The organism is Corynebacterium sp. 212_CJEI, from assembly GCF_001055915.1.
Taxonomy (GTDB): Bacteria; Actinomycetota; Actinomycetes; order Mycobacteriales; family Mycobacteriaceae; genus Corynebacterium; species Corynebacterium jeikeium_D.
This window is the reverse complement of the sequence record NZ_JVPT01000043.1, coordinates 14286-27900: the sequence shown is the minus strand read 5'-3', so window position 1 is coordinate 27900 and position 13615 is coordinate 14286. Positions and strand designations below refer to the sequence as shown.

The window sequence follows — 13615 nt, the reverse complement described above, 5'->3', positions numbered from 1 at the left end:
CAGGTCAGGAAGTTTTCCGGCCTGGGGTTCTTTGGTTTAAAGGGGAAAATGTAGGGGTTAAGTAGCGTGAGGGGTGAAATCGTCTAACAGAACGTCCGCATCCCCTCTGTCCCGTAAGTCGGCTTAGAAGCTGGAAGAACCGCCTGAACCGGAAAACCCTGAGCTAAACCCGCTGTTGACGCCACCGCTACTGGAAGAGCTGTCGCGGGCAGTGGTGGCATCGCTATCCCAGGTGCTCACGACATAGAAGGGCACGTAGCCGTGGTAGCCAGAGCCAGCGAAGAAATCAGAGTCGTAGATGCGCGTGCGCTCGGGGCGCTCGTCGGCCTCATTGCGCTTCTGCAGCTGGGACTGCACGTGCTCCGACAAGAGCGCGGAGCGATCCAAGAGTTCTAGGTAGCGCTCCATGAACTGCGGATGGTGTGGTTCCTTGGATAATTCAGTGGCGGCATCTTCCAACTCCTTCGCGTGGCGCTCAAGCGCCGAGTCGATGCTTGCGGCCAAGTAGCCTGCCTGTGCCAGATCCTTCTCCAGCTCGTAGAGTTCATAGCGGCGAGCATCCGCATCAGCGTTCTCAATGCGGTGCAGCTTTTCAATATTGGCCTCAGCGGTTTCCACGCGCTCGCACAGTTGGCGCGCGTTGGCGATGAGCTCGGAGTGTGAGCGGAATTGCTCATCTGGCGCATCCGCCGGAATCGACATGAGGAAACCAACCTGGCTATCGATTGCTAGGAAGTCATCGCGCAAACCCTCCCAGTCCTGGCGCAGGCGCTCATCCACCAGCCCTGATTGGAGCGAGTGCGCTCGAATATCAATCTCCCTTAGCCGTTGCGCCACATCGGTGTAGGTCTGCGACACGTAGTCCCAGTCCTCGCGTGCCTGCTGTGTCTTCTTCTGCCGGCTGCGGCGTACACCGCCGGCGAGGCCGACACCAGCGCCGCCAACGCTCAGGCCCGCCACCCCGAGGCCAACGGCCGCCGCCATCCGGTCCTCTTTTGCGCCCTCGTACTGAGTATCCGCAGCACGGTCTACGTCGATTGCAGCCGCTGCGCCAGCAAAGAGGCCAGCAGGAATGTTGTCATCCCGCACGCCCGGCTTAATTGCTTCGATGGACTGTTTCAGATGGCTGTCATTCTTGCGTAGCTTCATTTGAGCAGCCACGTCCTCACCCGCGAAGACGAAGGCTTGGCGCGGATCAAGGCCCACGCCGACGAAGACCTGGCCATCAGCAAACTTATCCTTGCCGATGAGCTCCTGGTGGTTATCGCGCAGGTACTCCTCTACGGAGTCATTAACGTTTTCCTTGTTCTCGGCAAAGACCATGTAGTGCAGCCCTTGGACCACGTCAGGGGCGGCGATCCGGGAGACATCGCGAAGCATGCGCTGTTCTTCCTCCGGGGTGAGCACATCGTCTGAGTCCATGATGTCAGCCTGCACCTCACGCTGCGCGGGCTGCATGACGTAGTCAGAGCGCTCGGGCGAATCAAAGACCGCCAAGCAGGTGCCCGCACCGACACCTCCGAGAAGCAGGCCGCCCACTGCTGCTGCGCCGATGATGGCACCGATGGAGGTCACTTTGGGGCCGCGGTTGGATGCAAAAGGTTTAATATCGCGAGAGTCGGTCACGGTGATTCTCCTATTCGCGAGCGATCGGCCCCGCCAATTTTATCCGGTTTAAGGAGGTCGGGCGGGGAACAAAGGGTGCGTTTGAAGACTGATTAAAGGGCAAATGCCTGTCGGGGGCTGGGGCGGGGGAATTTTCTTTCACTTATGCGCACGTTGTCGGAAGTCCCGGTCAACATATGGATGAGCTATTCACTTATGGCCACGCTGCTGCGTATCGATAGGTGAATATTGCATCGATAGGACAGCGCAACGCCGCCAGCAGGACAGCGCAACACCGACAGCAGGACAGCGCAACGCCGACAGCCGGAAAATCACAGGCCACGGAGCTTTCACATCTGCAACTCTAGCCCCACGCTTCACAGGGGTTACATGCGCATGTAAAGTGGACTTTGTTCTTAAGTCATAAGCGTCGATAGGGCTGGTCTCGGGGAAGGGCCTGCGCTATGGGCGCTTTTGGCATTTTTCTGCAAAACCTTCCAGAAAACCCCACAAGCTGGGGTGATTTCTCCGAGAAAAATATTCTACGATAGAGCCATGTCAGAGGTGCTCTTTGTCAGTAGTTCAAACATGGGACTCTCACGCGTACTAGAAGGGCTGCTGCGGCAAGCTGCCCCAGGCCTGACAGTGTTGTCAGCAGGTATCAGCATCGATGATGATGACCGCGGTCTGGATGAAGACGCGCGGCGTGCGCTCTGTGAGGTGGGGGCACGGTGCGATGGCGATCCTCATCAACTCACGCCGTCTCTCGCAGACAGTGCGGATGTGGTCATTGTTGTGGGGAAAATCGACGTTTCGGACTACATCGCGCCAGATGTAGAGACTGAGCGCTGGGAATATGATGACCCAGCTGACCGCGGGATTTATGGTTATTCCCGCTACGCGGAATTGCGGGATTTCTTCACTCTGCGCGTCAATACGCTGGCGGAACGGTTTGCTGCCTAAATAGTCGCTGAAATAGTCGCTGTCTTAATAAAAGGTGGGGCGCGGGAACCGTCGTAAAGCATGTGCTGAAGCTGACACACTTTTGTTTTCTGACAATAATGCCCGCGTTCGCCCGGTCAACACCTAATGTAAGTAGTTATGTCTATTGGTCCCTCGCTGCGACGCACCCTGTACAAACTTGCTGAGAAAGAGATGTCCCCGGCTAAGGCAAAGTTCTTGCTGAACATTTGGCCGCCGCTGTTTGGCACCGGCATCCGTATCACCGAGATTGCGGATGACTGGTCTGAGGGGCGATTGGAGCTGCGCCTAAACGCTCTGACTGCGAATATGCATGGCGCGGCATTTGGCGGTGCACTGTTTTCGATGACGGATGTGCTGTTTGGCACGCTGGTTATGCAGCGTCTGGATGTCAAGAAGTACGAGGCGTGGACGCGAACTGGGTCGTTTGAATTTATCCGGCCGGGTAAGAATGGTGCGTACCTTGAGGTAGAGGTGCCGGATGAGATGGTCGAAAAGCTTAAGGCCGAAACTGAAGGTGGCTATTCGACGGTCGTTCCATACACCTCTGTAATCCGAAACCGCGATGGCTCCCTGGTCGGTATTGGTCAGCAGGAGCTCTACGTGCGCCGTCGTGGTCGTAAGAAGCCGCCGGCCAATCCGAACCAGCAGGATTGTGTTGCCGGTGAGAACCTCATCTCTGCTGCTCGCACTCTTGCACGGCTGGGGATGCGCGGGGTGGAAAACCGTGATGTGCTCGTCCAGCAGGAACGCACCGCACGACGCTGCATTTCACCAGAGTCGCGTGCAGTCGCATGGCTCCACGGGGTCCTCGAGTACGGCGATGTCACTGTCGACGACTACCGCGCCGCAGGGCTTCCCGACGTCGTCATCGAGGCCCTCACCTCCGATAACCCCTCGCCAGCCGCGCAGCAGCTGCTTGCGGATGTCGTCACCGCGCGCGAGTCGCTGACCAAGTTCTAGGTCGAAGCTCTACGCCAATAGCCGAGTGATCAGTTCGATCACTTCGGGGTCTGTTTGCTGCTTCCAATGCGCAACAGACCTGCCCTCCAGCTCGGTTTCGAGCAAAACAGCTCGACTGTCCGGCAGGAAGCTCTGCGCGGTATCGGACCACGGAATGACCAGGTTGTCATGGTGGCTGATGACATTAATCCAGTCAGGTGTGGCTGCCTTGCGCCTTCGGAGGTGTGGGGCAGTGTTGGCTGCAGGAAGTTCATATTGTCCTGCCGCTACCGCAATTTGATCGGCTAAAGCCTGTCCCATTAGCCAGCGGGCAGGAGCCCCATTCCACCAGCCCAAAATGCGGGAGATCTCAGTCAGATTTACACCGCCGACAGAGCCCGACACACTGATGACACGTCGAAACGAAAAACGCTCGCATTCATGGTTTGCAAGACGCGTAAACAGCAGGAAAGCCAGTAGCCCACCCTGCGAGTGAGCCACAATGTCGACCGTGTCCGAGTTCGTTTCAGCGCAAACTCCGTTGATATAGTCCTCGACTTCGGCGACAGAATCCGCAAGGGCAGCAGTGCCGCGGTTTCCGTAGGCCGGTACATAGACTCGGCGGCCGAGGGAACGGAGTCCGTCGGCAAGCGGTGCCCACGCGCCGGGACTATCGAGCGTGCCATGTAATGCGATAACCGGAACGGGGTCGCTGAGGTTCCCCGCTGCCGGACTCGGATTTGGCTGGGGCGGGCGAGCGGCTGTCGGCGGGAAAACCCGCGTTAGGAGCGGTCTATTCCGCATGCTCGGTTGGGTCAAAATCCTCGCCTACCAGCTTGAATAGTGCCTCGCGAGTAAGAGTGCGGGGACGCCAATCGTGTGCCATCTGCTCATGCAAAACGATGGCTTGAGGGAACGTGTCCTGCACATAGAGATTGGTGACCATGCCTGTCTCACCGTCATCCAAGAAACAGGACTGTGGCGGGGAAATGAGCTGGTCATACTTAGTGGCAATACAGGTGTAAGTAACGCCGGGGCCGAGAATATCGTGGGAATTGGAGTTCAAAACCATCTTTGAACCCGTGAGCTGTTCCAAACCGGAAACGCCCCAGTAGCTCTGAACAAAGTTGCTCATCAGCGACCTCGTGCCGGGAATCTTAGTGATGCCGGAAGCGATGCCGCCCAGGTTGGTGCCGTGATTGGGGGCGGCAAGACAGACAACATGCTTAATGTACTTGGAAATGCGTAGAGAAAGCAAGGTGGCGATTAAGCCGCCTTGCGAGTGCCCCACGATAACGGCGTGCTTTGCGTCAGTGGCGTGCAGGACAGCCTTGATGTAGGGCACGAGCATGTCGATGGACTGATTGATGGGGTCTGTTGCACGGTGCCCAAAATCTGGCGCGAAGACAGCCCAGCCATCCTCTCGCAACTGACCGCCGAGGGTCTCCCAAATGCCCTTGACCTGGCCTGTTCCGTGCAGGAGGATGACCGGCCACGGCCGAGACTTGGATACTTTGGCTCCCCAGTTATCTTCGAAAACACCGCGCAGCGGACGGAAGATGGCATAGGGAAGCGATGCTGATCCTTCAGCTGCAGCCGGTTGTTGCGCCTCCGGTTCCTGCGCTTCAGGGGCAGGGGCTACCGGAAGTTGTTCTTCCCGAAAATCCTCGTTTGAAGCGGCGATTAGCGCACCAACTTTCCGTCTTCGTCAGTCCCGAGGGCCTCCCGTAGCTTAGCGGCGGCCTCATCCATGGACTCTGCGGAAGGATTGCGATCCACCGACTGCAGGTTGTACCCGGACATATCGTGGGCAGGGAAGATATGAATGTGGGTGTGCGGAACTTCGAAGCCGGCGATGAGGTAGCCAGCACGCGGAGCGTCAAAAGCGGAGACAACAGCCTGACCAACCTTCTGGGCAACCTCATTGAGGTGAGCCCACAGCTCAGGCGAGGCGTCCGTCCACTTGTCCACCTCTTCAACAGGGACGACCAGCGTATGACCAGGCGCAATTGGCTCGATGGTCAAAAATGCGACGACCTTGTCATCGCGGTAGACAAAACGACCGGGGAGTTCACCGTTGATGATCTTGGTAAATACTGTGCTCATGTGCCAAGGGTAACCCGAATAGCGGATTGAGGGGTTGGGTGCGATGAGAGTTATCCGGGCTGATTAGTAAGATGATTGCTATGCGCATCCTCGTAATTGGCTCCGGTGCCCGTGAGCACGCCCTGTTGTACGCAATGAGTAAGGACCCGCAGGCTACTGATCTTCACGTAGCCCCTGGTAATGCGGGTATGAGTGAAATTGCAACCATGCATCCACTGGTCGTGGATGACCCCGCTGGCGCTGTTGCGCTGGCCAAGGAAATTGGGGCCGATTTGGTTGTTATTGGCCCTGAGGTTCCGCTGGTCGCGGGTGTGGCAGACGCGCTGCGCGACGCTGGTTTCGCAGTCTTCGGACCGAACGCTGATGCAGCTCGGATTGAGGGGTCCAAGGCTTTCGCTAAGGACGTCATGAAGGCGGCTGGGGTAAAGACCGCCTCGGCAGAGGCCATCCAGCCGGAGGCTTCCGACGAAGACATCGAGGCCGCCATTGACCGCTTTGGCCCGAACTGGGTCGTGAAGGATGACGGTCTGGCTGCTGGCAAGGGCGTTGTGGTCACTAAGGACCGCGCTGAAGCTCTCGAACACGCAAAGGCGGTGCTGGCAGCCGGTAACCCGGTGCTGCTGGAGTCCTTCCTGGACGGCCCGGAAGTTTCCCTGTTCTGCCTGGTCGACGGCGAAACCGTCGTCCCGCTGTTGCCGGCTCAGGACCACAAGCGCGTCGGTAATAATGACGAGGGGCCGAACACCGGTGGCATGGGTGCTTACAGCCCGCTGTCCTGGCTGCCGGAAGGCGCAACTGAGCGCATTGTCGCCGAGGTCTGCGAACCGGTCGCTCGTGAAATGGCTGCTCGCGGCTGCCCGTTCCAGGGTCTGCTGTACGCGGGTCTGGCCTGGGGCGAGGACGGCCCGGCTGTCATTGAGTTCAACTGCCGTTTCGGTGACCCGGAGACCCAGGCCGTGCTGGCGCTGCTGGAGTCCCCGGTGGCGCAGCTGCTCAACGCCGCTGCTACCGGAACATTGGCGGACTTCGGTCCGCTGTCTTGGCGTGATGGTTACGCTCTGACTGTTGTGCTGGCAGCTGAAGGCTACCCGGTGTCGACGCGCACGGGCGATGTCATTGAAGGTGCAGAGCCTGGTCGCGAGGCAGACGGCATTCTCCACGCAGGTACTGCCCGCAATGCGGCAGGTGAGCTGGTCTCCGCTGGTGGCCGTGTGCTCAACGTCATCGGCGTTGGTGACACGCTGGAAGAGGCTCGCGACAAGGCGTACGAGACCATCAAGACCATTAAGCTCGAGGGCTCGCACTACCGCACCGACATTGCGCTACCTGCAGTTGAGGGCCGCATTTCCATTTAAATAATGCTCGAGGCGGTCAGGCTGCACTCGGATACCTCACTGGTGCACCCACCCGGACTGAACTGGATTTCCCGGGTGGCCTCGGTGGCTGCAAAGATGAAGGTATGCACGCCGAATCTCCGCAGTCGCCAAAGTCGTCGCAGTCACCGCAGCCGTTAAACCCCTCGGGGCCTCTGCAGGCATCCCAGCCCGAGCGCGATCTAGCATCCCGCCGCAGTGAAGTCGCACCCTTCCATGTGATGGATGTTCTCGCGCTCGCACAGGAGCGTCAGCGTACTCACGGTGACGCTCTATTCCTCTGTGTGGGGCAGCCCGCGACTGCGGCCCCGGCTGCCGCGATTGCCCGTGCTCGTGCTGATTTAGAAAATCAGGTTCTGGGCTACACAGCGGCCGTCGGCACGCCTGAGCTGCGCGAAACCATCGCCGCCTGGCATCGTGAAAACTATGGCACGGCCACGGAGGCTGCTGATGTTGTCATCACCACCGGTTCTTCCGGCGGTTTCGTGGCACTTTTCCTCGCAGCGCTCGACGTCGGCGACGATATTGTGCTCGCGCGCCCGGGCTATCCCGCATACCGCAATACTCTGCAGGCGCTCGGCGCCAACATTGTCGAGATTGACTGTGGTCCCGAGACCCGCTTTCAGCTCACCGCCCAGCACCTGCAGGAACTTCCGCGCGTGCCCAAGGCCGTGATCGTCACCAGTCCGGACAATCCCACTGGCACCATTATCGATGCCAACGAGCTGCGTGCCATTGCGAAGTGGTGCGAGCAGCACGATTGCCTGCTCATCTCCGACGAGATTTATCACGGCATTACCTATGGCCGACAGTGTGCGTCAGCACGCGAGTTTTCTGATGCGGCGGTCGTAGTCGGCAGTGTCAGTAAATACTTCTCGATGACCGGCTGGCGCGTCGGCTGGCTCATCGTTCCAGAGTGGCTGCGTGCGCCCCTGGATCGTCTCGAAGCCAACCTCACTGTCTGCCCACCGGCAATTTCGCAGGAAGCGGCGGTAGAGGCGTTCAGCGCCGAGTCCATTGCCGAGCTCAATTCGCACGTGACGCGTTACGCGCGCAACCGCGACGTTTTGCTCGAGGGGCTGCCCCGCGTCGGTCTCGGTAATATCGCCCCGCCCGACGGCGGTTTCTATATCTACGCCAATATCGCAGGGCTTTACGACGACCCGAACTCCGTCGACTCCATGACTTGGGCTCGGGAACTGTTGGCCGCAACGGGCGTGGCCGTTGCCCCTGGAATCGACTTCGACACAGAGAACGGCCATCAGTGGGTTCGCCTCTGCTTCGCCGGTGAGACGTCCGAGATGGAAGAGGCTGTTCGGCGTATTGGGGTGTTCACTGATCGTCGTTAAAACGGCTTTTAGTGGCGCTCGCGGTGTGATTTACCTCACCCTTTTAGGGGTGTTTTTCAGTCGGGCGAGATAGGGTGCTCGACGGGCGAATCGCTGCTTTAAACCCTCTACCGACGGTCGCTGGTAGAGCCGATGTTGGGGGCATTCCTGGAAGGGGCCGTTGGGGCTCTGTTTTCTTGATCGCCGGTTTGCTGTAAAGGCGGAAAAACTGCCTCAGATTGAGGGTTCTGTGGCTGCGGTCACATCAAGTGAGGCTGGGGTTGGGTCGATAGTGGGGTGGGGTGGCCTTCGCGGCAGCATCTTTGACAGCCGGCAGCTCTGTCGGTGGTCTATTTCCGCTGGCAGGGGCCCCTTTTTCTTTAATTGTCGATGGGGTTGACCTCTGAGGAACTGGCGGCTATCCCTGCGTGGGGTGACGATTGAGCGCGGTGTGTAACCCACATTCAATGTTGGCTGCAAGCGCTTTTAGTGGGGATAGTTTATGTCTGACCAAAAGAGACTTCCGCGCCCTGTTTTTGGTTGTGTAAAAGCGTGATTTTTGAAGCCGTTATCAACGGCAGTAAAGCGAGGTATGGGGCGGCGTCGAGGGGCGCTGTTTGTGGCTCAGTGCCTGAGCTAAAAAGCGTCCAAAAGTTAACAAAAGGTTAACTAAAAATAAAGTTTAGCGCTTGCCAGGTCTTGTGTTGTCGTCTACGGTTGCAAGTCATAAGTTCCAAACGATTCGATGAAACGACGTTTCAACTGCGGAATCGCAAAGAATCGGTTGGAGAAGTCCAACAATAAAGATCAAAGAGATCTTAAGAGAGGTGACCTCTGATGAACGCATTCAACGAGATTATGGATACTGTGTCCCCGATTTTCCAGGACGGCAAGGAATCCAAGCAGGATGCGCTGGCATCGCTGCTTGCCGAAGCCATCGTGGAGGCGAACCCGAAGCAGGGCATCGCCGCCGACGATCGCCGTGCTGCCTAACAAGAATTAGCTTTGGTCCGATTCCTGCTAGGCAGCTAGTGGGGAAGCAATCCCTACTGGTTATTCCTACTGGTTCAGGAACTCCCGGACCTGCTCCATATCCTTATCACCGCGACCCGACAGGTTCACGAGCAACAGCAAAGGCTCATCGCCTTCGTGAACCGGCAGCCCGAGCTCGCTAACAGCGGCAGGGTCGGTTTCACGGAGTCGCGCAATCTTAATGGCCTGCGCCAGCGCATGCGAGGATTCCATCGCCGGAATAATGCCCTCCATGCGGCTGAGCAGCTGGAACGCTTCCAGCGCCTCCTCGTCGGTAATTCCGACATAGCTGGCGCGGCCATTCTCCTTCAGCATGCCGTGCTCCGGGCCAACAGACGGGTAATCCAAGCCCGCCGAGATGGAGTGCGATGGCAACACCTCGCCGTCGTCGGAAAGCATGACAAATGAGCGCATGCCGTGAAGGACACCAGTCTTGCCCGCATTGATGGGCGCGCCGTGACGGTCGGTGTCGAGACCCTCACCTGCGGGTTCGACGCCAATGAGGGCGACATCGGAGTCGTCGATGTAGTTAGCAAATGCGCCGATGGCGTTGGAGCCGCCACCGACGGCTGCGATGACAGCGTCGGGAAGCTTGCCGTAACGCTCGGCCATCTGACTGCGTGACTCCTCCGAGATGACCTGCTGGAATTCACGCACGATAGTGGGGAATGGGTGCGGTCCGGCGGCTGTGCCCAGCAGGTAGAAAGTGGAGTCGAGAGTCTTGCTCCACTCGACCAGTGCCTCGTCAATAGCATCCTTCAAACCGGCCTCGCCGGTGGTGACGGGAACGACCTTCGCGCCCATGAGCTCCATGCGCTCGACATTGGGGTGCTGGCGGGCGACATCGTGTGCGCCCATGTAAATCTCGCACTCAAGTCCCAGCAGTGCTGCGGCCATCGCGGTGGCCGTGCCGTGCTGGCCTGCACCTGTCTCAGCAATGAGGCGGGTTTTTCCCATGCGCTTTGCCAGCAGCGCCTGGCCGACCACATTGTTGCCCTTGTGCGCGCCGCCGTGGTTCAAGTCCTCGCGTTTCAGCACAATCGTCGTGTTCGGCGTGGATAGACGACGGCATTCGAACAGCGGGGTCGCGCGGCCGAGGAAATCGCGACGCAGTTCTTCCAGCTCGCGCTGGAACTCCGGATTGCTCATCGCCTCGATGTAAGCCGCTTCCAGTTCATCGAGAGCTGGCAGCAGGAACTCTGGCACTTCCTGTCCGCCGAAGCGACCGAAAAATGCAGGTAAGAGGGTTTCGCGCACCTCGCCCGCGCCGTTAACGCTTGCCGACGGCACCCTAGTTGCAGTCGGTGCTGAAGCCTTGGCGATGGCATCCGCGCTGGGGTTGTAATCAGTCATTGAGGGGGCCTTTCGTTGCTGTTGTTTATTTCAGCGGGCCCTGGTTCTCTTCGTCGAGCCGACAAAAGAAAAGAGCCCGCCAGTTTTATCTTCTTGCGAGCTCGTACTTGACGGGTTTGCCGTCGACATTAATGAGATGACGTGACGTTGCTCGCGGACTTAAGCGAGCCACCACCACTGTGCGCCGCACGGCGCGGGTGTGTTCATCAGGGGTGTCATCATGAATCTGACCATAACTCAAGGTTTCCGCAGTAGCCAAAGCGGGTGGGGTGTGGGGGCGGGGATTGGGCGCGAAATGTGTACGGGATATCGCAACTGTGCCTGGGGTGTAGGGTAGTTCCCCTATTAGTCGGGTACGCGTAAGGGGCAGAATTCTCGGATCCCCTCGACACCGCTGGCCACGAGGACTAACGTTCCGATGGTGATTACGCTGTCGCGGCAGACCACTAAATCACGTCGGGGAGTTCGTCCCACGACGTTGGTGGTGTGGTGCTATGTCGCCCTCATAACCGTTGGCACGGTTTTGTTAATGCTGCCGATCTCGGCAGCCAATAGCCACCCCACGGGGCACTGTGCCCCGAGCCCTGGGAATCTGTGCCTGCCCACGGCGCTGTCTGATGCTCTGTTCACAGCCACCTCGGCAACAAGCCTGACCGGCCTGATCACCGTAGATACGGCTACCCATTGGTCAACCTTCGGCAAGGTTGTCATCATGCTGTTGATTCAGCTGGGTGGCCTTGGGTTCATGACCTTGGCTTCACTTTTTGGCCTCTTCGTTGCGGGAAGACTCGGCCTTAACCGCCGTGCTGGTGCGCGCGTTGAGGGCCGCGGTATGGACATGGGCGAGATCTCATGGGTTGTCCGTGCTGCCGTTAGCTTCACGCTGTTGGTGGAGTTTGTTGTGGCAGTGGCACTTATGCTGCGGTTCCACCTAGGTTATGGGTACGGCTGGGGGAGAGCTGCGTGGGAGGGCTTGTTCCATGCCATCTCAAGCTTCAACAATGCCGGTTTTGCTCTGTATACGGACAACGTCATTGGGTTCCGCAGTGATGCCTGGATACTTTTGCCGCTGGCCTTCTCTCTTATCGTTGGTGGTCTGGGTTTTTCTGTTCTGCTCGAGGCCTGGCGACACCTGAAAGCGTGGCTTAGTGTCCGCACGCGAGGGCAGTTGCCTAAACGCTGGTCTCTGACTACTCGCTTCACTATCAAAGGCACCATCCTGCTGATTGCTTTGGGCACAATCATGGTGGCATTTGGTGAGTGGTCCAATGCCATGTCTGGATTCACTACAGGGGAGAAGATACTCAACTCATTCTTCGCTAGTGTGAGCCCGCGTACCGCGGGGTTCAACGCACTCGATTACGCGGACTTCCACCCATCGACACTGCTGGGCACTGACTTCCTCATGTTCATTGGCGGCGGCACCGGTGGTACTGCAGGTGGCGTGAAAATCACGACGTCGGCAGTCATTCTCGCCGCCGTTCTCGCGGAGATTCGCGGTGACACCTCCGTGTCCGTGGCTCGGCGGCGCCTCAACCCAAAAGTGCTGCGTCAGGCCCTCGTCGTTCTTGCATTCGGTATTGGCCAGGTTTTTCTGGCAGTAATCGCCGTCAGTTTCCTAGCGCCACAGTTTTCTACTGACCAAATCCTGTTTGAAGTAGTCAGCGCCTTCGCCACGGTAGGCCTATCCACAGGCATCACCGCTAATCTACCGGTGGCGGCACAGGCAATCTTCATCGTGCTGATGTTCGCCGGACGTGTTGGCCCGATCGCTTTGGCGACGGCCTTGGCCGCCCGCCCACGCCAGCGCATCTACGAATATCCGGAAGAAAGGCCCTTCATTGGCTAACTCGAAATTCAACCCGTTTGCTGGTTTTGCAGAGCATTTCGCCAACCAAGCCAGCTCTTCTCCTGTTGTCATTCTCGGCATGGGGCGTTTCGGACAGGCGCTCGGCGAGGAGCTGGTCGCTGGCGGTATCGAGGTTCTCTGCGTAGACCACCGCGAAAAGGTGGTCCAGGAGCTGTCCTCGACCTTCGATCACGTGGTTACCGCCGACACCACCATGCCGGAAGTACTGAAGCAGCTCGGTGTCGATGAAGCCGAACGCGTGGTCATTGCAATCGGCAGTGATATCGAGGCGTCGTTACTGACCGCATCCGCGCTGGTGGACATGGATGTACCGCTGATTTGGGCGAAAGCCGATAACCAGGCTCACGCCAAGATTCTGGGCCAGATCGGTGTGCACCATGTCATTCGCCCGGAGGCAGACACCGGCCGTCGTATTGCGCACCTAATCGGCGGCAAGGTCCAGGACTTCCTGGAGTTCGATCGCGACTACGCAGTCGGTAAGGTCGCGCCGCCGATCCATTGCCTGGATAAGACCGTGGCGGAGATTAACCAGAGCGCACCGGTTACGGTTGTCGCCGTGCAAAAGCGCGGTCAGCGCTTCCGCCCTGCGCTTGCCGACGACCGCATTACCGCAGGTGACCTGTTGATTGTCTCCGGTGCCATTCGGCAGTTGGAGACGTTCGCCGGGGAGTAGGCGCTGATTGCTACTTGTCGCCGTGGCTGTCGATTCCGTCGACGCCTGTGACCGTGGTCAGCAAAAACACGGAATCCGCTAGAGCCTTCACTCCGTGCTTGACGTGGGTGAGCACTTTGAGATTGCCCTCGGAAATCGTGGTTTTATCGGCACCGGTGATTTCAACTTCGCCAACAAGCACAAGCATCGAGGCTGCGGGCGGCGAGTTATGGGCGGAAAGCTCAGTTCCTTCAGTCAGTGCGATGAGAGTCTGGCGTAGCGGGCCGTCGTGGACAACAATTTCCGCAGCGCGGCCATTGCTATTCGCTTTAGCTTGAGTCAGAAGGTCGTCTTGTTGTGAATTAATATTCAC

The 13615-nt window shown here is 58.5% G+C and carries 13 protein-coding genes; 7 read left to right on the top strand and 6 right to left on the bottom strand.

The genetic code is table 11. From position 1 onward, the window contains the following. Positions 1–123: 123 nt before the first annotated feature. The gene (locus tag ADB02_RS03615) at positions 124–1626 is read right to left on the bottom strand and encodes a hypothetical protein (RefSeq protein WP_016421435.1); all 1503 of its coding nucleotides are present in this window, start codon (positions 1624–1626) and stop codon (positions 124–126) included. A 567-nt stretch (positions 1627–2193) separates the two neighbouring features. Here ADB02_RS03615 and ADB02_RS03610 point away from each other — a divergent pair. Further along, complete coding sequence (locus ADB02_RS03610) at positions 2194–2568, top strand: hypothetical protein (protein WP_016421434.1); 375 nt, start codon at positions 2194–2196, stop codon at positions 2566–2568. A gap of 138 nt (positions 2569–2706) precedes the next feature. Beyond that, positions 2707–3549: a PaaI family thioesterase gene (locus ADB02_RS03605; RefSeq protein WP_016421433.1), complete on the top strand. Its 843-nt coding sequence runs from the start codon at positions 2707–2709 to the stop codon at positions 3547–3549. A gap of 9 nt (positions 3550–3558) precedes the next feature. Here ADB02_RS03605 and ADB02_RS03600 read toward each other — a convergent pair whose 3' ends face one another. The 3 genes from ADB02_RS03600 to ADB02_RS03590 all read right to left on the bottom strand — a co-directional run bounded on the left by ADB02_RS03600 (position 3559) and on the right by ADB02_RS03590 (position 5634). Next, on the bottom strand, positions 3559–4332 hold the full coding sequence (locus tag ADB02_RS03600) for an alpha/beta fold hydrolase (protein WP_049189688.1): 774 nt from the start codon (positions 4330–4332) through the stop codon (positions 3559–3561). Next, positions 4322–5008, bottom strand: coding sequence for an esterase/lipase family protein (locus ADB02_RS03595; protein WP_256379068.1), 687 nt, complete (start codon positions 5006–5008; stop codon positions 4322–4324). The genes ADB02_RS03600 and ADB02_RS03595 overlap by 11 nt, the downstream gene beginning before the upstream one ends. Before the next feature lie 203 nt (positions 5009–5211). Continuing rightward, a complete protein-coding gene (locus tag ADB02_RS03590; RefSeq protein WP_005511554.1) occupies positions 5212–5634 on the bottom strand; it encodes an HIT family protein in 423 nt (140 codons plus the stop codon). 80 nt (positions 5635–5714) lie between these two features. Here ADB02_RS03590 and purD point away from each other — a divergent pair, with 80 nt between their 5' ends. From purD to ADB02_RS11585, 3 genes are all read left to right on the top strand, one after another. Continuing rightward, entirely contained in the window at positions 5715–6989 is a 1275-nt protein-coding gene (gene purD / locus ADB02_RS03585; protein ID WP_049189693.1) for a phosphoribosylamine--glycine ligase, read from the top strand. Between the two features lie 239 nt (positions 6990–7228). Next, entirely contained in the window at positions 7229–8356 is a 1128-nt protein-coding gene (locus tag ADB02_RS03580; protein ID WP_049189692.1) for a pyridoxal phosphate-dependent aminotransferase, read from the top strand. An 816-nt stretch (positions 8357–9172) separates the two neighbouring features. Continuing rightward, on the top strand, positions 9173–9328 hold the full coding sequence (locus ADB02_RS11585) for a hypothetical protein (protein ID WP_162837147.1): 156 nt from the start codon (positions 9173–9175) through the stop codon (positions 9326–9328). A 66-nt stretch (positions 9329–9394) separates the two neighbouring features. Here ADB02_RS11585 and trpB read toward each other — a convergent pair whose 3' ends face one another. Continuing rightward, positions 9395–10720, bottom strand: coding sequence for a tryptophan synthase subunit beta (trpB, locus tag ADB02_RS03575; RefSeq protein ID WP_065421709.1), 1326 nt, complete (start codon positions 10718–10720; stop codon positions 9395–9397). Positions 10721–11138: 418 nt separating this feature from the next. On the opposite strand from trpB, the gene ADB02_RS03570 reads away from it, so the two are divergent. Beyond that, on the top strand, positions 11139–12569 hold the full coding sequence (locus ADB02_RS03570; protein WP_048733103.1) for a TrkH family potassium uptake protein: 1431 nt from the start codon (positions 11139–11141) through the stop codon (positions 12567–12569). Beyond that, positions 12562–13263 carry a potassium channel family protein gene (locus tag ADB02_RS03565; protein WP_048733101.1) on the top strand — a complete coding sequence of 234 codons (702 nt, stop codon included), beginning with the start codon at positions 12562–12564 and terminating at the stop codon, positions 13261–13263. Before ADB02_RS03570 ends, ADB02_RS03565 begins: the two co-directional genes overlap by 8 nt. A gap of 10 nt (positions 13264–13273) precedes the next feature. On the opposite strand, the gene ADB02_RS03560 is transcribed toward ADB02_RS03565, so the two are convergent. Continuing rightward, positions 13274–13615 carry a cupin gene (locus ADB02_RS03560; protein ID WP_049189687.1) on the bottom strand — a complete coding sequence of 114 codons (342 nt, stop codon included), beginning with the start codon at positions 13613–13615 and terminating at the stop codon, positions 13274–13276.